18 protein-coding genes and 1 pseudogene are annotated in these 17,834 nt (G+C 70.4%); 3 read left to right on the forward strand and 16 right to left on the reverse strand.

Annotation, left to right across the window (positions count from 1 at the left end):
- Nucleotides 1–55: 55 nt before the first annotated feature.
- From ACLJOK_RS31665 to ACLJOK_RS31680, 4 genes are all read right to left on the reverse strand, one after another.
- Nucleotides 56–769: a response regulator transcription factor gene (locus ACLJOK_RS31665; RefSeq protein ID WP_238678153.1), complete on the reverse strand. Its 714-nt coding sequence runs from the start codon at nt 767–769 to the stop codon at nt 56–58.
- Nucleotides 742–1,950, reverse strand: coding sequence for a hypothetical protein (locus tag ACLJOK_RS31670; RefSeq protein WP_410822133.1), 1,209 nt, complete (start codon nt 1,948–1,950; stop codon nt 742–744). The genes ACLJOK_RS31665 and ACLJOK_RS31670 overlap by 28 nt, the downstream gene beginning before the upstream one ends.
- Nucleotides 1,940–3,118, reverse strand: coding sequence for a sensor histidine kinase (locus tag ACLJOK_RS31675; RefSeq protein WP_410822235.1), 1,179 nt, complete (start codon nt 3,116–3,118; stop codon nt 1,940–1,942). The genes ACLJOK_RS31670 and ACLJOK_RS31675 overlap by 11 nt, the downstream gene beginning before the upstream one ends.
- A gap of 118 nt (nt 3,119–3,236) precedes the next feature.
- Entirely contained in the window at nt 3,237–3,632 is a 396-nt protein-coding gene (locus ACLJOK_RS31680) for a VOC family protein (protein WP_410822134.1), read from the reverse strand.
- 252 nt (nt 3,633–3,884) lie between these two features.
- Here ACLJOK_RS31680 and ACLJOK_RS31685 point away from each other — a divergent pair, with 252 nt between their 5' ends.
- Nucleotides 3,885–4,883, forward strand: coding sequence for a hypothetical protein (locus ACLJOK_RS31685; protein ID WP_410822135.1), 999 nt, complete (start codon nt 3,885–3,887; stop codon nt 4,881–4,883).
- Nucleotides 4,884–4,908: 25 nt separating this feature from the next.
- Here the strand turns inward: ACLJOK_RS31685 and ACLJOK_RS31690 are convergent, their stop codons facing one another.
- A complete protein-coding gene (locus ACLJOK_RS31690; RefSeq protein ID WP_410822136.1) occupies nt 4,909–5,733 on the reverse strand; it encodes a hypothetical protein in 825 nt (274 codons plus the stop codon).
- A gap of 55 nt (nt 5,734–5,788) precedes the next feature.
- A pseudogene (locus tag ACLJOK_RS31695) lies at nt 5,789–5,999 on the reverse strand (sigma factor); the annotation flags it as partial.
- Nucleotides 6,000–6,709: 710 nt separating this feature from the next.
- On the opposite strand from ACLJOK_RS31695, the gene ACLJOK_RS31700 reads away from it, so the two are divergent.
- Both ACLJOK_RS31700 and ACLJOK_RS31705 read left to right on the forward strand, forming a co-directional pair.
- Entirely contained in the window at nt 6,710–7,006 is a 297-nt protein-coding gene (locus ACLJOK_RS31700) for a MerR family transcriptional regulator (protein WP_410822137.1), read from the forward strand.
- 976 nt (nt 7,007–7,982) lie between these two features.
- A complete protein-coding gene (locus ACLJOK_RS31705) occupies nt 7,983–8,894 on the forward strand; it encodes a hypothetical protein (protein WP_410822138.1) in 912 nt (303 codons plus the stop codon).
- 377 nt (nt 8,895–9,271) lie between these two features.
- Here the strand turns inward: ACLJOK_RS31705 and ACLJOK_RS31710 are convergent, their stop codons facing one another.
- The 10 genes from ACLJOK_RS31710 to ACLJOK_RS31755 all read right to left on the reverse strand — a co-directional run bounded on the left by ACLJOK_RS31710 (nt 9,272) and on the right by ACLJOK_RS31755 (nt 17,637).
- Entirely contained in the window at nt 9,272–10,831 is a 1,560-nt protein-coding gene (locus tag ACLJOK_RS31710; RefSeq protein WP_410822139.1) for a hypothetical protein, read from the reverse strand.
- A complete protein-coding gene (locus tag ACLJOK_RS31715) occupies nt 10,828–11,586 on the reverse strand; it encodes a DUF6884 domain-containing protein (protein WP_410822140.1) in 759 nt (252 codons plus the stop codon). Before ACLJOK_RS31715 ends, ACLJOK_RS31710 begins: the two co-directional genes overlap by 4 nt.
- Nucleotides 11,583–12,557, reverse strand: a complete 975-nt coding sequence (locus tag ACLJOK_RS31720) for a bifunctional DNA primase/polymerase (RefSeq protein WP_410822141.1) — start codon at nt 12,555–12,557, stop codon at nt 11,583–11,585. The genes ACLJOK_RS31715 and ACLJOK_RS31720 overlap by 4 nt, the downstream gene beginning before the upstream one ends.
- A 32-nt stretch (nt 12,558–12,589) precedes the next feature.
- Nucleotides 12,590–12,889, reverse strand: a complete 300-nt coding sequence (locus ACLJOK_RS31725; protein WP_410822142.1) for a hypothetical protein — start codon at nt 12,887–12,889, stop codon at nt 12,590–12,592.
- Complete coding sequence (locus ACLJOK_RS31730; protein ID WP_410822143.1) at nt 12,889–13,188, reverse strand: hypothetical protein; 300 nt, start codon at nt 13,186–13,188, stop codon at nt 12,889–12,891. The genes ACLJOK_RS31725 and ACLJOK_RS31730 overlap by 1 nt, the downstream gene beginning before the upstream one ends.
- Nucleotides 13,185–13,436, reverse strand: a complete 252-nt coding sequence (locus ACLJOK_RS31735) for a hypothetical protein (protein WP_410822144.1) — start codon at nt 13,434–13,436, stop codon at nt 13,185–13,187. Before ACLJOK_RS31735 ends, ACLJOK_RS31730 begins: the two co-directional genes overlap by 4 nt.
- Before the next feature lie 141 nt (nt 13,437–13,577).
- Nucleotides 13,578–15,776: a cell division protein FtsK gene (locus ACLJOK_RS31740; RefSeq protein ID WP_410822145.1), complete on the reverse strand. Its 2,199-nt coding sequence runs from the start codon at nt 15,774–15,776 to the stop codon at nt 13,578–13,580.
- Nucleotides 15,777–15,871: 95 nt separating this feature from the next.
- Nucleotides 15,872–16,666: an ABC transporter permease gene (locus tag ACLJOK_RS31745; RefSeq protein WP_410822146.1), complete on the reverse strand. Its 795-nt coding sequence runs from the start codon at nt 16,664–16,666 to the stop codon at nt 15,872–15,874.
- 137 nt (nt 16,667–16,803) lie between these two features.
- Nucleotides 16,804–17,046: a DUF6284 family protein gene (locus tag ACLJOK_RS31750; RefSeq protein ID WP_410822147.1), complete on the reverse strand. Its 243-nt coding sequence runs from the start codon at nt 17,044–17,046 to the stop codon at nt 16,804–16,806.
- Between the two features lie 348 nt (nt 17,047–17,394).
- Entirely contained in the window at nt 17,395–17,637 is a 243-nt protein-coding gene (locus ACLJOK_RS31755) for a helix-turn-helix domain-containing protein (RefSeq protein WP_410822148.1), read from the reverse strand.
- Nucleotides 17,638–17,834 lie beyond the last annotated feature (197 nt).

Here is a 17,834-nt window from a genome sequence, read left to right on the forward strand (position 1 = left end):
CAGCTGGCTGTGTACTGAAGCCTGGCGGACCAGAGGGCTCCTGTCATGACGCCTGTTAGGGGGTCGGCCGGTCGTGCGTCGCCTGTGACCGGTAGATGCCGATCTCCTCCGGGCGGACGAGACCGTCCTCGATCGCACGGGCGAGCAGTGCCGCTTTTGTGGCAGCTGGTCGCCCCGCCCGGGTGTACTTGATCCGCGCCCGGTCGACGTACTGCTTAACGGTGTGCTCGCTGATCTGCATCCGCCGGGCCACCGACGCCTTGGACATCGACTGGAACCAGAGCAGCAGCGCCTCACGCTCCTTGTCGGACAGCATCGGCCGGTCCGGCCGCGGGTCGCCGACCATCGCACCGGCCAGCGCCGGCGGCACGTACGGGCGGTCGCTCGCGGCGGCCAGCACCGTCTCCACGCAGTGTTCCCGGCCCTCGTGCTTGGCCAGGAACGCGACCGCCCCGGCGTCCAACGCGGCGAGCATCGTCTGCGGGTCGGTGTGCTCCGAATAGACCACCACCCGCCGGCCGGCGGCGCTCAGCTCGGCCAACTTGTCCAACGCCATCCGCCCGTGCAGGCGCAGGTCGAGCAGGACGACGTCGGCGTCGGGCGCCGCCCGCAGCACCGCGTCCGGGTCGTCGCCGGTGGCGAGCACCGTGAGGCGCGGCTCGGTGGCGAGCCAGGCGCGGACCCCCTCGACCACCACCGGGTGGTCGTCGACGATCGCCACCCCGACCGGCCGGTCGCCGGTCACCGCCGCCACCGGGTCTGCGCCCATCTGATGTTCCCGTCCCGTTCGTAGAGGTACTGCACCGGCCCGTCGTCGTGCTCCCCGGGGGGTGGGCCGGTCGACTCCGGCCCCTCCCGGTCCGGCGTGACCAGGCTGACCACCACCTCGTCCGCTCCGGAGACCACTGTCAGACGCGCCCATCCCCGGGCGTCGGCGAGGGTGCCGGTGAGCGGGTCGGCCAGTCGGCGGCGGACCTCCACCGGCAGCGGCGGCGGCGTGCCGATGGTGACCAGGTCGATCGGTAGGCCGTTGCGCTCCGCCAGGTCGGCGGCGGCTCGCAACTCGTGCAACAGCGGGTCGGGCACATCGTCGGACTCGGCGATCAGCCGGCGCAGCCGGGCGGCGGCCAGCATGCACCGGCGCTGCACCTCCGGGTCGTCCGGGTCGACCTGGCCGGCGGCCAGGTCCCCGAGGACCCGACCGGCCGCCGAACTGACCAGAGCGAGGCGGTCCCGGCGGTCCCGAAGGCCCCGCTCGGCGGCATCCCGCTCGGCGGCCATCGCGTGACCGGCGGCCGAGACGGCGGCTCGTTCCCGGGCCAGGCCGACGATGACGGTGCTGCCCACGAAGACCGCCACCGGCAGCGAGAACGTGCCGTAGACGTACATCACGTAGCGGGCCACGTCGGCCGGGTCGGGGCCGTGCCCGAGCACGGCGACCAGGGCGATCGACGCGTGCGTGCCGAGGAGCGCGATCAGCCCCACGACGCGCCGTCCCCACACGGCCAGCACGAAGAACCAGCCGAGCGTGCCCCACACCCAGTTGGCGGCGGTGAACAACTGCCGCTCACCGGCCGCGGCGAAGACGGCCGCGTCGACGACCAGCAGCAGTCCGGCCAGCGGCCACGGCGGCAGCGGCGAGCCTTGCAGCAGTCGTACCCCGGCCACCGCGCCGGTCACGGCGACCAGGATCCAGGCGCCGAGCACCACAGTTGGCGCGGCGAACTCCGCGCGGGCGGACAGCACCGCCGGCAGCGCGATCGCGACGTGCCAGACCAACGCGATGGCGACGGCGGCGATCCGGGCACCCCGGTCCGACGCGTGCGCCACGGCGGCCGGCGCGGCGAGCGCCGCGGGGGAGTCCGGCTCACGGGGGGTCGGAACGCTGGTGCGGTGCGGTGCCTCCGGCGCGTCGGTGGGGTGCGCCGAGGCGTTCAGGTCAGCCGACACCGGGCCACTCCAGTCGAATCCGGGTGCCTGCGCCGACGGCCGAGTGCACGACGGCCCGCCCACCGACCGTCGCCATCCGGCCGCGGATCGACTCGCGCAGTCCGTACCGGTGCGGCGGGACGGTGGCCAGGTCGAAGCCGGGGCCGTCGTCGGCGACCTCGACCACGACGCCGATCGCGTCGCGGCTCAGCCGCAGCGTGGCCCCGGCGCCCGACGCGTGGCGGACCACGTTGGACAGTGCCGCGTAGGCGCTCTCGCTGATCGCGTCGGCCACCCCGACGGGGACGGTGCAGGACGCCAGATCCAGTCGTACCGCAAGCTCGGGCAGCCGACCGACCACCAACCGCAACCGCCCGTCGAGCGGCACCGGGCCGTCGCCGGCCACCGGGCCGACGTCGGTGAGCGAGACGAGGGTACGCAGGTCGGCCGCGCACCGGTCCCGGAAGACAGTTGAGGGCCCAGCCACCGCGCCCAGCCCCACCATGGTCAGCGTCCCGAGCACTGTGTCGTGCAGGTCGCGATTCTGTTGGCGTTCGGCCTCGCGGGCGGCACGCGCCACCAACGCCTCCCGGGTCAGCCGCTGGTGTTCGACGAAGGCGCGGTCCGCCCGGCCGATGCGTCTGCGCATGACCGCCGCCATCATCGCCGTGCAGAGGGTCTGTGCCAGCAGCGTGGCCGCGTGCGCCCTGGCTTCGGTGGGATTGCCGGCGGCCTGCGCACCGGTCACGTAGGTGGCTATCACGAGTAGCCCGGCCGGGATCGACCAGCGTGCCGAGGTGGTGGCCTGTGCGTTGATCACCGTGGTGCTGGCCAGCACGGCGATCCAACTGCCCTCGCCGGGCAGCACCTCGGGTGCCACCAGCACCGGGATGAGGAAGCAGGCCAGGGCGGTGACCGCCACGTCACCGGCGACGAGGGCGGGGCCGATGCCGTGGCGCAACGCGCGGTGCGCGTACCAGAGGGACCAGCCGGTCAGCACGGCCACCGCGGGCAGCAACACCGCCTGCTCCACCGGCGGGGTCTGCACCGACACGGCCACCGCCGCGCCGATCAGCCCGCAGCTCAGCCGCAGCAGCGCTGGCAACGTGGTGAAGATGAGGCCCAGGGCCCCGCCGGCCGGATTGTCCAACGTGGGCGGCGGCACGGTGGGGGTGGCAACGGCCGGCATCGGGAAGTGTCCTTCCGACAACGACCCGGTCCGGGTCCACGCGGCGTAGATCGACATCGGACAATAGCATGGCGGACGGTGACGGGATGACCCTTTGTTGCGGAGTGTCGCTAATGTGTCACTCTGTGCTGCGGGGCTGGAGGAGGTCCCAGCGGTTGCCGTAGATATCGACGAACACCGCTACCGAACCGTACGCCTCGTGCCGCGGTTCCTCCAGAAAACGCACCCCGGCCGACACCATCCGAGCATGGTCGCGGGCGAAATCCTCCGTGTACAGGAACAGCCCGACCCGACCGCCGGTCTGGTCGCCGATCCGAGCTTGCTGCTCGGCGCTGCTCGGCCGTGCCAGCAGCAGGGCCGTCTCCCGGGCCCCCGCCGGGCGGACCACCACCCACCGTGAACCGTCCGGTCGGGCGGTGTCCTCCACCAGCTCGAAACCGAGGTTGCCGACGTAGAAGTCGATCGCCTCGTCGTACTCCCTGACCAGCAGCGCGACAAGTCCCAGATGTGCCATCCGGCCATTCTGCCGGCGGGCACCCCGGGCCCAGCCGGCGACGTCCCCGCCGGTCACCCTCGTCACGTCGCCGGCCGGATGCTCGGCGCGTGATCGACTCGCGTTCACGGAAGTCGGGGCATCCGGGGCCGCCGGACACCCCGACATCAAGAAAACCGAGTCGATCACGCAGGTGAGGTGCGGCGACCGGCCGGCCGGAACCAGCCGCGTCTGTCGTCCGTCTCATCCCCGGGTGGAAGGGTGGTGAGCCGGATGCGCTTGTCCCGGACGGTACTGGCGGTGGCACTGCTCGGCATGGCGCTGGGTGGCTGCGGTGGCACGGACATCGTGCCGGGCGGGGCCGACGAGCCCGGTCCGGCCCAGATCGTCGATGGGTGGACCTCCTGTGCCAAGGCGGCACCCCGGGCCGGCGAGATGATCACGGTGCCGACCACGGAGACGTCAGCGCCGGCAGTGGAAGAGCCGACGATCGGTCGCATCGACAGGGCGTTCACACCGGTCGCGGCCGTGATCTGCGGGCGCGAGATTCGGCCGGGCCCCAACGGCGGCCAGGAGCAGGTCGCCACCGAGCGACGCGCCGAGCAGATCGCGCCGCTGCTCACCGCGCTGCGCCTACCCAGCGAGCAGACCGGCGGGGAGGTCGCCTGCACCCTCGAGATGGTCGTCCCGCCGTGGATGGCGCTGGTGGACGACCGGGGGCGCTGGCTGCGGCCGCACATCCCGACGGACTCCTGCGGCAAGCCTCGCGCCGAGGTGATCGCCGCGTCGGCCGGACCGCAGTGGAGCACTGTGGACATCCGTACCATCCGGCAGATCGAATCCGCGGCGGCCGAGGCCGCCGGATGCGCCCAGCAGTGGACGGACCTGGTGTGGGTGGAAACCCGGAACGGTAGCCCCGGGCCGGCCGGGCCCGGGCTACGGCCGGCCGCCGGGCCGCTGCGCCTCTGCGTCTACCAGGTGCCCGCGTCACTTCAGGAAGGCGAAAAGCCGGCGGGCGACTTCGTGTACGGCGGGCCGCTGCCACCCGAGCGCCAGGCGGGCGTGTTCCGGGCGCTGTCCAACCGTCGGGCCGTGGTCGACTGCGACATCCCGGCGACCCGCTTCGCGGTGCTACGCCCGCTCGACGGCGCGGGCCCCGACCGGTACGTGGAACTCGACGGCTGCCGCCGGTTCCTGGTCGCGCCAGCGACGGGCGCTGCGCAGCTCGGCCAGGGCGACGACGCGCTGGTCGCCCTGCTCGGGCCCGTCTGAGCCGACGGATCCGCGACACCCGGCGTCACCAGGTGTCGGGGCGGTCGAGATCGCGGGCCGGCCGGTACCCGCCGAGGATCGCCAAGCCCTCCGCCTCGGTGTAGCCGTTCCCCCAACCCCTGCGGAACGCCTCGACGACGCACGGCTCGACTGTCATCTCCAGCACGTCGCTGCCTTGCCGGCGAGCCCGGTACGGGCCGGCGACGAGATCCCCGGGGCGAGCGTCGTCGCCGGCCGGGGCGGGTTGCGCCCGAACAGTCAGCCAACGGCCGGAGGCGTCACCGACCACCAGAGTGCCCTCGACGAAGGAGTCCCGCGCCGACCGGCCGAGCGTGACCGAGCACTCCAGCAGCCGTCCGTCGGGCGGCAGCGACTCCAGGCGGAACGGCACGATGCAGCGGTGGGCACCGTCGAACCGGACCCGGCTCGCCGTGCCGACCGCCTCGTCGCTGGTGGTCGCGTACACGTCCACCTGGGCCCAGAGCCCGTCAGCGGGTTGCCAGCGGACGAACCACAGCTTCCGGTCACCGGACGGATCGAACCAGGCGACCCCCGAGCGGTCGCCGACCCGCACCTCGGTCCGTCCCTGCGGTCGCCCCTGCGAGGACAACGTCTGCTGGAGCCCATCCAGCAACACCTCGGTGCGCGCCAACACGAAACGGGCCTGACCGCTCGGGCCCCGGAACTCGACGCTCTCGATGCCGCGCCCGGTGCGCCACGACGCGACATCGGCATCGCTGACCAGAGCGTCGGTCGAGAAGTGCAGTGTCGCGGGATCGGCACCGACCGCGTCGGGCCGTACGGTCCCAACGCTCTGTGCCTGCGGCAGCATCAGCGCCGCGGCCGGCATGATCGGGTCATCGGTGCTCCGAACGCCCGGGATCGCCAGCACCACCGAGGTGAGAGCGACGCCACCACGAGTTGTGGGTGTTGACGAGCATGCGCCGGACGTAGGCGTCCGGCCGGTCCGTCCGCGAGATGCGCCCCCACCGGGCGTACGCCCGGGCGAGGACCTCCTGAACCAGGTCCTCGGCTCGATGCTCGTCACCGGTCAGCAGCCCGGGCGAGCCGCACCAGCGCCGAAGTGCGAGCGAACGCGTACTCCTCGAACGTCACGCCCTATTAACGCCGTAGGTCGGCCAACCCGTAGACACCTGCCGGGCACTTCTTGGCGGCAGGAGATCTCCGCGCCGACCCAGCCACGACGGTCTTGGCTGCACGGATGGCTGCGCCGGCGGGCTATCCCCGTACTCGGAGAAAATCTATGTGCGAAGCGCTAGACATTCGCGCCGGCACCGGCTAACGTTCCTCGTGTCGAAAACAGAGCAAACAAAGACGCTGACGTTGCCGCCCCGCACGAGGGCGAAGGAGTGGGGCCAGGGATCTTGCAAGCCCTGCTCGGCTCGGCGGCAGACATTTGCCGCAGTTAGGTAGTACGCGTGACAGCGGGTGGGGCCGACGCTTGTTCAGGGCTTCACCCGAGGTAAGGAGAGTTCGTCGTACGTGTTGGGGCCATGAAGTCGCGTGGGGCTCGGACACCGACGGACAGCACGGAGTACAGCAGAGGAAATCAGAGGCAAGGGAGGGCTTTACACCGTTGGATCGCCCGCTGCCAGTCGCGTTCGTGGGCTGGGTGCGGACACCGCAGTTTCCCTCTAAGGAGAGGTGGTCTCCGGTCACGCTTATGCGATCCTCGCACCCGAAGCCGTCCCTGACGGCTGGTGCGGACAAGACAAGCCGACGTTCTGTCGGTAGATGGTGTTCCTGACCCACAACCCTTGGGCCCCGGTGCTTCCGAGCACCGGGGCCCTCGTGATGGAGGTTCCATGGCTCAACCCGACGACATGCTCGACGATGAGGACTACCCCGCCTACACGATGGGCCGTGCCGCAGAGATCCTCGGCTGCTCGCAGGACTTTCTACGCCGGCTCGGCGAAGCGAAACTGATCGACCCGCAGCGCTCCAGTGGAGGGCACCGCCGCTACTCCCGCTACCAACTGCGCCTCGCCGCGAGAGCCCGGGAGATGTGCGACCAGGGCACCGACATGGCCTCGGCCTGCCGGATCATCATTCTTGAGGACCAACTCGAAGAGGCCCTTCGGCGCAATGAGCGCCACCAGTAGGGCTGAGCACACGCTCCGCGCGGGCCTTGCCGCAAGGTGAAGCCGAGCGCCACACGGTCCCTCCCGTCAGGGCAGGGGCCGTCTGTCGTCTGGGGAAGGTCTCGGTCGTATGGAGGGCGGGCTGGCGGCAGCGCTCGATTGTGGTCCCGTGCCTGCCAACCTCCGGATTACCAACTTCGGAGCGGAAGCTGCACGTCAGCGGTGGTGCGCCCGGCAGGATTCGAACCTGCGGCCTTGGGATTAGAAGTGGTGTTCGCGTTCTAACCCCAGGTTTCCCTGGTCTTCCGTAGCTGCTTACTGGCTTGCTCTGGTTGCCGCAGCTGCTCCCCCATACTGCAGTTCGCACCACGACTAGCTCCACGGCCGACCGATGCAGGTTCAGGTAGTCGGGGCAGGCTGGCTTATCGGTGGCGACCGAGGGTAGGTAGTCCGCCCCGCACGGTGCGAAGCGAGACGCCTCGGTCGCGGATGCGGTCTCGCCGGTCGGCTGCTTCCGAGCGCGCTACTTCTGCTGTGCTCGGCAATCTGACCTCGGCTCGCTCAGGAAAATACCGCTCAAGCTGGGCGCGTAGTTTGCGGCGTTCCTTGAGCGCTTTTTCCCTCTCCCGCTTGGCGGCCGCGAGGCGCGCGCACTCCGTGCACGGCGTTGTGCCGCGAACGAGATTGCCCGCATGTTCCTCGGCTGCGCTCAGATCTGCGCCGCACAGGCCTATTGCTGCGGCTGACTCTGCTGCGGCGCGAGGGCGGTGTGCCATTCGGGTGTGTCGGGGGAGTGTGCCGGGAGGTAGATCCACAATGGCCCACGTGGGGCGACGTCTGCCCATAGCGAGACAGTAGAAGCTCTTGCGATCACTTACAGCTGGCCAGTTGGGTACTCTCTGCTGCCTTGCTCGGGCGTGGCTGCCCTCTGTCGCGGGACCTGGCAGCCGGCGTAAGGGTGTCCGTCGGCCAGCTCGGCAGATGCGATGCTTGTGCCGTGCTCGATGATGCCGCTGTCGCAGACAGCCAACCGCCCTTCGCGCAGCCGATTCAGCTCGTCGGCGGAGTCAACTTCACGACGTGGCCCGATCTCAAATGGAGCCGAGGGAACTCGCACACCGGTGCCCTGCAGTCGAAGTTCGGTGAGTGGCACGCCAGCGCGCCTGTGTCCGTGGACGCAGTGTTGCGTGAGGACCGTCAAGGGTTTGATCTAGTATCCCGAGTTCCGCGCGGGATTCCCAAGCACGAGTGGGCGCTCGACCTCGGCGATGCCCTGCACAATCTCCGAAGCGCCTTGGATGCCGTGGCGTGGGGCATGGCGCACTTCAACGACGCACAACCGACCCGTCCCAAACGCGTCACCTTCCCGATCTGCGATGACGAGCGGCAATGGGACGAGGCCGTCAGGGCTTGGGTCGGTGAGATCCAGCCGGAGTTCCAGGAACGGCTCCGGATCATGCAACCGTTCACCTACATGCCAGCCGGCGGCCTCTCGATGCTGTCGATGCTCCACGATCTCGATATTCAGGACAAGCACCGCGACATATTGACAGTCTCGGCCGACCTGCACGAAATCAACCTCGGCGGATCGTTCGAGTACGAGGACCACGGCACCGAAGCCAGGCCACGGGTCGACATGCGCTCGGACGTCAAGTTTGGAGATGGCGTGGTGCTCGGGACGATCCACGCCGGAGCGCCGATCAGGATGGTTGGACGGATGATCCTCCGCCCAGGCATGAAGGTGCAACTCACGTACCGCGACCAGACGCACGACGTGATGCCGATGCTCCAGCAGTTCGTCGTGGAGACTCGGCGTCACCTGGACATCCTGATGCATGGGCTGGCTGCACCCGATGAAACCGACGAGGCGGCGTGGTCGCCGATGGACGTAGGCCCGGGTCCCGCGTAATGAGCGGCCCGCTATGAGGTCCGTAGGGCCAGGATCTCGGGCGGGCCGGTGGGGTGGCGCATGGGCCGGTTCGCCTGAAGGGCTCTCAGCGGGCCGATTGCGTGGGCCAGTTGCGGTGGTCGGCGCTCGTTGTGGGAGGGGCTGAACCATCTCCGCATCTCCGCATCTCCGCAAACATGGCTGTGAGCTGGGCAAATGCTGGCGGAGATGGTCGGAGGTGGTGAGGGGTCATCTCCGCAAAGAGGTGGGATCTCCGCAGTTGGTTGCGGAGATGCGGAGATCGATGATCCTCTTGGTTTTGATCTCCGCAGAGTGTTTTCCCTGGTGGTAGGGGGTCGGTGCGGCGTTGCGGAGATGCGGAGATGGTTCAGCGGGTTTCACCCCTCGTGGCGTTCGACCCAGAACACGGACCGGTCTCCCCGGTCGTTGCGGCCGGCACGGATGACGTGCTCGCCGCGCCACCGCCCGGCCTGACCTGTGAGCAGTCGGCCGAGTTGCAGGGGGTTGGGTAGGCGGCCGTTGTGGGTGGTGATGAACTGCCCGTCCCACGGGTCGTGGGCGTCGCTGCCGAGGTGCATCGGTTCGCCGTCTTGGCGGAGTTCGGCGGCGGTCATCGCACGGCCGCCGTGGCGGTCGTGCCAGCAGGTGAGGAACGCGCGCCAGCGCGTTTCGTCTTCATCGATCTCACGAATGTCGGCGGCGTTGGTGAGGAACCCGTCGATGCCGTGATGGGCGAGAAACCCGCCGAGGGCTTGTGCCCACGGGGTGAACTGCCGCATCGACAACCCCGACACCCGAGGTGCTCCCCGGCGCGTCCAGTCGAGCACCAGCACCAGCAGGTGCCACAACACGGTCAGTTGGTTCGCCGGGTCGGTGATCCACTGGTCAAGGTGCGGGATGCCGAACCCGCGTTGGTCGCGCAATTCGGGGCGGGGCATGTCCGGGTCGAGGCGCACCCGCACGGTGCGGGAGGCCATGTCCCCGCCGACCTGGAGGTTGTTGCCGGTGGCCATCCAGAGCCGGTCGTTGACGGTGGCGACGTTGCGCGACGCGCCGAGCTGCCGGTCGGACCAGACACCGGAGGTGACGAGTTGCGCGAGCACGGCGGAGTCGATGACGGTTCCCTCGGCCAGGTTGTCCCAGATCACCACGCCGACCTGCTCGGCCAGCACCGCCGTGATGGACTTGCGCAACTCTTCATCGGAGTATGCCCAGGTCATGACCCGCTGGCCGTAGAGCATCCCCGGCCCGGCCGTGAGGATCGTCTTACCCGATGAGGGCATGGTGGCGTCGATGAGCGCGAACGGCGTCAGGGAGCGGGTGAAGTGTCGCAGGATCGGCGTGGCCAGCAGTGCCACGTAGTTCGCCCGGTCAGCCGCGGAGGCCCATGGGAAGTCCCGCAGGAAGCGGCCGAGGAGGAACGTGCGCGCCTCGTGGACCTGCTCCGGCGTCGGTTCGTCCGGAACGGGCGGCAGGGCGACTTTGGATGCCAGGTAGAGGCCGGTGGCCGGGTCGTAGCCGGGTTGCTGGAGCAGGGTGCCGTCTCGGCGCAGCACGGGGGCGCCGATGATTCCGCGCAGCGGCGGTACGCCCGGCCAGGTTTTGCCGGCCAGCACGGACGACAGGATGTCGCGAGGTGGGGTCACCTCGTCTTCGTACATTTCGGGGTCGCCGGTGTCGCTCTTGCGGGTCTTGAGCCGGTACACGTAGGCGTGCTCGGCGAGCAGTCCGGCTAGCCCGGCGGGGTTGACCATGCTCGCGGATACCGGCAGCGGGGAGTCTTCGTCGGCGGCGGTGGCTAGCCCGCCGGAGACGGCTTCCATGTGCACGAGGGAACCGGCGGACACGTAGGTGTCGGGTAGCAGCCCGTCGACCAGCGCGGCTTTGAGCACGCGGATGGTTTCGGGGCCGGAGCCGATCTGCAACCGGGTGCTCATGCGGCGAGTCCTTCCGTGTGTCGTTCGGTGACAACTGCGGTTGTCGGTGTGCGCGCCAGCTCGGCGAGCACGGCCAACTGTTCGGGCATCCCGCGTGTGCCGTCGAGCGGTCGGCGGGCGTGGGGCCATACCGCTGTGACGGGGTCGGCGTAGTCGCGGCCGGCGAGCACGGTCACGGTGTCGGCCACGTCGATGCCCAGCCGGCGTGCTTGCGCGCGGATGGTCGGCACGCCTACCGCGCCGGGTTGGCCCATGCGCAGCTCGTACGGCTCGATCACGGTGTCCGGTGTGAGGAGCCCGTAGCGGGCGGACAGGATGAGCAGCCGTCCGCCGATTCGGTCCGCTGCGCGCCTGCATGCGCGGTGGTAGCTGCCGGTGTATATGCGCCCGGCGGGCGCGGGTCGGTCGAGCTTGGCCATGCCGCACGGCACGATTACGACCGCGTCGTCTCGGCCCATCACGGTGCGCCGCATTCGAGTGTTGACGGCGTCGGCGTATGCCTTGCTGGCTGCCTGCCGGGTGGTGCCCATCGCCCGGCCCACGTCGGCATACGACCAACCGTCGATGAGCACCGAGTCGACCGCGATCCACTCCCGGGCCTCTCGGCAGGCGGCTTCCAGCGCTGTCAGCGCGGCGAGGGCATCCGAGGGGGTTTGCGCGGTGGCTAGCGCGGCGGCGTGCTCGGCGACATGGCCCGTCGCCGCGTGGAGCTGGGGCGCGCGGCGACAACTCTGGTTGTCGCCGATCCCGCTCATGCCGCCCGCCCCACGCTGCCCAGGCGGCGCGGGTTCCGCGCCCCGGTCCGTAGCCCCGACGCGATCGTGCGAGCGACTTCCCCGGCGGGCAGGCCGAGCGACAGCGCGGCGGGTTGCAGCACGGCGGTCACGTCGGTGTCGGTGAGCGCGCCCCCGGCGGCGAGCTGGCCGAGCGCTACTGCTGAGGTGAACAGGGCGTGGTTGCGCTGGCCCTCCGGGGCGGCGGTGAGGTGGGCGAGTTGCCGGCGGATCGCCGCTGCTAGGTACGCGCCGCGCCGGTCGGCCGGCAGCGCCACCGGTGCGGGCCGGTGCGCGGGTCGCGGGGCGGGGGCGAGCAGCCCGGCCACCCATTCGGGCAGCGGCGCCGGGTCGCAGTTCAACGCCACCTCGTACGGGTGGCCAGCGGCGGTGCTGCCGGCGGCGACGACGTAGCCACCGTGCGCGCGGGTGTCGACCTTCCACCCCAGCCCGCCCCGGTCGCCGGTGGTGTTGCGCAGCTGCGGCCCGCCGGTGGGGTGGCGGTAGTAGAGGTGACTGCCGCCGCTGGCCGTGGTCACGGTGTACGTGGCGTCGATGCCGCCGTGCCGGTTGGCGAGGGTGGCGAACACGTCCAGGCCGTCGCACGCCCCGACCCACCGTGGGGGCGGGGTGTCGTCGGCGTGCTTGGGCACGTCGAGGTCGACCACGACCAGCCCGGACGGGCCACACGCGATCCCAATGCCGTAGGGGCGGGTCGACCATGCCCGGCGGATGCGCTGCGGGTCGGTGGTGGCGCGTTCCTCCCAGCCGACGTGCCGGCCGGCGGCGCGGCAGCGCGGGTCGGTGCGGGGGCAGTGCTCGGCGGTGCAGCGGGCGGGGAATGCGGGCCGCTTGGCGTGGTTCGGGTCGTCGGGTGGGTCGTCGGGACGCAGGGGGAAGACGTGCCAGCCGCGCGCAGCGTGCGCGAGCGCGGCCGTCAGAAGGTCAGGCATGGGGCATCTCCCAAGGCTCGGGGGGATGGGGGTCAGGCCGGGCGGCGGGCGGCGCGGGCGGCCGTGAGGTCGATCAGCGCGCCGCCGGAGGCTTCCGGGGTGCCGGTGGGCCGCTGCCGCCCGGCGGTGACGCTGAGGCGTAGATAGAGCCGGTAGCGGCCGGCGTCGGCACCGGTCAGCGGCCGGCGGGTGCCGTGCTGCGTGAGGTGCCCGACGTCGACCAGCGCGGCAGTGACGGCGTTCAGCTCGGCGGGAGTGCCGGTGAGCCACACCTCCAACCCGGACAGCCGGGCGTCACGCGGCGACGGCCCATCACGGCGCGCGGCGGACATCAGGCGGCCCGCCTGGGTCGGGGGCGACCTGCGATGGCGGCGCGGGTCACGGTTTCCCGCAGGTCACCGAGCAGCCCCACCAACTGCCGCCGCGCTGCCAGTTCGCCCGGTGCGAGTGCGACCCTGACGCGCACCTCGGCGTGCTCGCGGCCGGCGGCGGTGCGCACCCGCACGAGCACGGCCCGGGAACGGCCGGCAACGTCGACCACGATTTCGTCGGATCGGTGCTCGCCGAGGTTGCAGCGGTGGTCCTTGCCGCACCACTCGGTGTGTCCGTCCCGGCCGGCGCGGCGGTTCATCGCTTGGCCGCCTGGTACTCGTCTTTGATGTGGTTGATGGCGTGCCGGCCGACGCGTAGCCGCAGCCCGGTGCCGGCGCAGCGGCGGCACTCCCGCCGCAGACGGCCGAGCGGGGACCGCTTGCGGCCGGTGCCCCTGCAGGTGCGGCAGCGTCCGAAGGGCGCAGCCACGCACAGGGCGAGGTAACTGAGCGTGAGTGCGGTGAGGATGAGGCAGGGTGCGGTGGCTAGCAGGTCGCGGGGGTCCATGACAGCCTCCAGGGCCGGTTTTCGGGTGTGGTTGGGGGAGGCCGCTAGATTCCTAGCGTCCTGATCACGGTTGGGATGGCGTCCTAGGGGAGGTCCTAGGTCTAGGAGGTGGCTGCTCCTAGACCTAGGACCGATCGGCGGTTAGCTTGCGTCGCGCTTCCGGTTACGCTCCGCGATCGCGGCGATGATGGCGGCGCGTTCGAAGCCGCCCCGGTTGGCTCCCTTGCCGGTGTCCGGGTCGGTGCCCCACGTCTGGCCGACCTTCACTCCGAACGGCTTCAAGGCGACGGTTACCTGCTCGCCGTCCCACCCGGCGTATACGTCGGGTCGCAGCTCGGCCAGCCGGGCGGCGACGGTGCGGCACCACACCTTGGCTTCACTGGCGGGCACCACGGCGGTGATGTCGTCGAGAAGGTTGTAGGACAGCGTCTGCACCTTGGCGGGCTGCTCGCCGAGGGCGTGCCCGGTCAGCCGTCCGGCGGCTTCGCGGGCGATGCGTGCACGGGCGGCGATCTTCTCGGCTAGCGGGCCGTCGATGTTGACGGTGGTGGTGATCCTCGCGTCGGCTCCCTCACCGACGAAGTAGCCGGTGCCCTTGTCGGTCCAGGCGAACATGGTCGCTCTGATGCCCTGCTTGTACTGCGAGGTACCGAGCACCATGTCGTTCTCGGTCTGCCCCATCACCTTGAGACAGAACCGGGTCGACGCGTTGGCCGAGATACCCGTGGGCAGGCTCTTGGCGTCCGGCCGCTGGGTAGCGAACACCGGGATGATCCCGAGCGCCGGCCCGCGCTTGACGAGGTCGGTGGAGATGGCCTCCAACTCTTTGCCGTATTCGGGGTGCTCGAACCACTTCTGGCACTCATCAACCCCGATCACCAGCGGGTGCAGACCCAAGCTCTTCTTGGACGCCAGCTCGGGGGTGACCTTGTTCTCAGGGCAGAGGTCGCGGGGCAGGTCGCGGATCACCTTCGCGCGGCGGCGCAGTTCCTCGCGCAACTCCCGCATGCCAGCTACCGCGTACTCGATGTCCTCGTCCTCTTCCCCGGCGCGGTAGCGGTGCGCGACCTGCTCTAACGCCGACAGGTCGCCGGTGCCCTTGAGGTCGTAGGCGTGGATCTCGGCACGTGGGTCGAGTGCGGCGATGAGCAGGACTTCCCGCAGGGTGAAGGTCTTGCCCATGCGGGGGATGGAGCCGATGACCATGGCCATGAACATCAGCGTGAGGTCGACCCAGCGGCCGCGCGGGTCGGTGCCGAACGGCTGCGGCCGGAACAGGTCCACGCTGCCGGCCTTGAGTAGCGGCCACACCGGCTTACGGGCCTTGGACATGTCCTGATCCCCGACCCAGAGCACGAGCCGGCCGGGGTGCACCTCCGGCTGTCCCTCGGGCCACACACATCCGAGGGGGCGGGACAGGCCGGCGGCGAGCTTTTCCCGCTTCTCGATGACCTCGGTGGCGGTGACCCCGTTCGGCAGCTCCACGTCGGCGCGCCAGCCGGGGCCGTCGCGGGTGATCGGTGCGGGGAACCAGTCCTTGCCCCGGTCGCCCTTGGACAGCGCCTGGTTGATGCCGGTGATGCCGAGGTTGCCCAGCGCCCGCACCACCACATCGGAGGTGAGTTTCTGTACGCGGGGCACGACCACGGCGGTGTCGAGCAGCGGCTTATCCGCCGGACGGCCCAGCGCACCGAGCGCGGCCAGCAGCGTGGCCAGGGTGGCATAGCGGGCCTCGGCCGGGGCGAGGGCGTATGCGATCCCAAGGGCGGGCAGCACGCCCAGGACGACGGCGGCGGTGATGAACCCGCGCCACCGGACCCGCTGGTCCCGCAGCCGCGACACCTTGAGGTACATCTCCGCGTCGCCCTTGTCCGCCGTCAACTGGCGCACGTGCTCGCCTTGCAGGTCGAACAACCACCGGCCCCACCCGGCCAGCAGTCGGCCCGCGCCGCGCGGGGCACGCCATGCGAGCTTGCCGGCGTACTTCGGGGTGCGGGTCAGGTGAAACGCTCCGGCGTGGAACAGGTGCCCGATCGTCCACCGGGCGGCGTCGCGCAGCTCGGCGCGCGAGCGCAGCCAAGCCGGAACGATCGGACGACGCTTCGCGTCCTGCAACCCCGCCACACTGAACCGCGGCGACCGCTGCGCGGCCGGCGAATCCACCAGACGAGGGCCGGTGTCGCCCGGGTCGCTGTCGTCAGTAGGCGGGGTGGGTGCCTGCCGGCGGGACCGGGCGGCGTCGAGGTCGACCACTTCGGCATCCGGGCCGGTGGTGGGCTTGGTCAGGTCATTCTCGGCGGCCTGCCAGTCGAATCGGTCATCATCTCGGGGGGACGTCATGATGGGTGTTCCTCCATCTGATCCGTGAGGGTCGGGGGTTGAGGGCCGGCGGCACGGCACAGGTTGCGAGCCAGGGGCCGTGCCGCCGGGCGGAACTAGTCGTGGGTGCGGACGAGGTGCGCGAGTGCGGCGCCCATGCCGAGCACCGCGACCGGGAGGCAAGCCACGGCGGTGGTGATCCACCACGGGGCCGAGGTGACTCCGGCGGCTTCCAACAGGTGGTAGGCGACCTGCCCGAGTGCGCCGATGGCGAGGGAGCCGAGGGCGGACCACTTGGCGAACCGGCGTGCCCGCTCGGGCACCCGCCCGGACAGCCACACGTACAGGGCGTACGCGCCGTACGTCTCCACCCCGATCGGGAGAGTGATCGCGCTGTTGATGGAGAAGCTGTCCCAGATGCCCGGGAGCGGGTGCACGATGCCGAACCCGGTGAGTCCGCCGAGGCCGACCCAGCCGGACCAGATCGCGACGAACGCGGGCAGGGCCAGCAGCACCACCGGCCAGGCGACCGCCCGTCGGTTGTCCGTGGAGTCGGTCTGGTCGGCCTCGATGGCGACCTTGGTGCCCAGGTCTGCGACGGGTACTGCCTGCTCCGACACGACCGGCGAGCCGTGGTCGGCGGCCGGCGGGACGTCCGGTGCCGGTGGCAGATCGGCGATCGGGTCCGGGGTGGTGTCGGCCGGGTCCGTAGTGGCTTCGGTGTCGGCCGGCGGGGTGTCGGTGCGGGCCAGAGCGGCGAGGATTGCGTCTGCCTTCGGACCGCCGACCCGCAGTTCCTTCTTGATGCGGTTGCGCGACGGGATCTCGCCGAGCTGGGTGGCCAGGTCTCGGGCGGCGGGGATCAGGTCTTCGACCGGCCGAGGAAAGGCCGACAGCGTGGGGGCGGTCATGACAGGTGTCCCTCCGATGCGTCCGTGCCGTAGATGAGCGAGAACAAGGCTTCTTGCAGGGCCATCGGGTCCACGCCGCGCCTGGCCTCGCCAGCGGGGCGGGGGATCGGGGATCGACGGCTCACGGTGGCCGGTGCCTACGCGGCCTGGCTGGCGGCCGAGCGAACGGCGAGCAGGGCACGCGCTTCGCGCAGCACCCGACGCTGCGCCCGACGAAGCCGCTGCCAGTCCAACTCGGTCGGACCGGCATCACTGGCCAGCGCAACAATCTGTGCGTCGAGCAGCAGAACCTCAGCCTCAATCAGCGGCAACTCCTGCTCGATCTCGGCGAGGTCAGCCCCGCTCGGCTCGATCTCCAGGGAGTGGTTCGACTCGGTCACTTCGTGTCCCTTCTAACTGATCTGGCGCCCTAGATGCGCGCCTCTGTTGCGCAACAAGGTAGCGATACGCGGCTCTGTTGCGCAAGGGGGTAGCGGTATGTTGGTTCGATGAGTGATGCGCGAGATGAGCTGTCAGCAGCTACGAAGCGGTACCGGCGTACTGAAGCTGCTCATGAAGCCGCACGCGAGGCGGTGGTTGCGGCGGTGGTCGCGGCGCTGCGTGATGGCATTGGCCCCGCTGAGGTCGAGCGGCTATCGCCGTTCAGCGGTGCCTATGTCCGGAAGCTCGCTCGGGAGCACAGCGTCCCGCCTGCTCCGCCGGGGCCGAAGCGGGTCGCCCGATAACAGTCATCCAGCGGCCCGCAACGTGTGGTTGCTGGCGTCCACCAGGCCGTACGTCAGTGCGGACGCCTCCATGTCGTCGATGGCGCGCGCCGGGATTACGAAGCGGCCCCGAACCTTGATGGCGGGGAACTGGCCGGCGTGGATCGCCCGGTAGAGGGTCACCTCCGACATGCCGAGGATCGCTGCGGTGTCCGCAACCGACCGGAACCGGGGGCGATCGTTCTTGAAGGCGAGGGGTTCAGTCACGGGAGTCTCCTCAGTAGTCTGTGGTTGGTGGCTCGTTCGGCTTGCTGAAACCCAGTGAAGTCGAAACCGAGCGGAGCGCCCATGCAAACCCAGTGCAATGCGCGGCAATCCGATGCAACTTGCAAGCTCGGGAGACCACGGTGGCGACGGTAGATCGGTGGACAGGAAACCTCGCCTGCTCGCTTCAAGCTGCCGCC

The organism is Micromonospora sp. 050-3 (assembly GCF_046549335.1).
GTDB lineage: Bacteria > Actinomycetota > Actinomycetes > Mycobacteriales > Micromonosporaceae > Micromonospora > Micromonospora trifolii.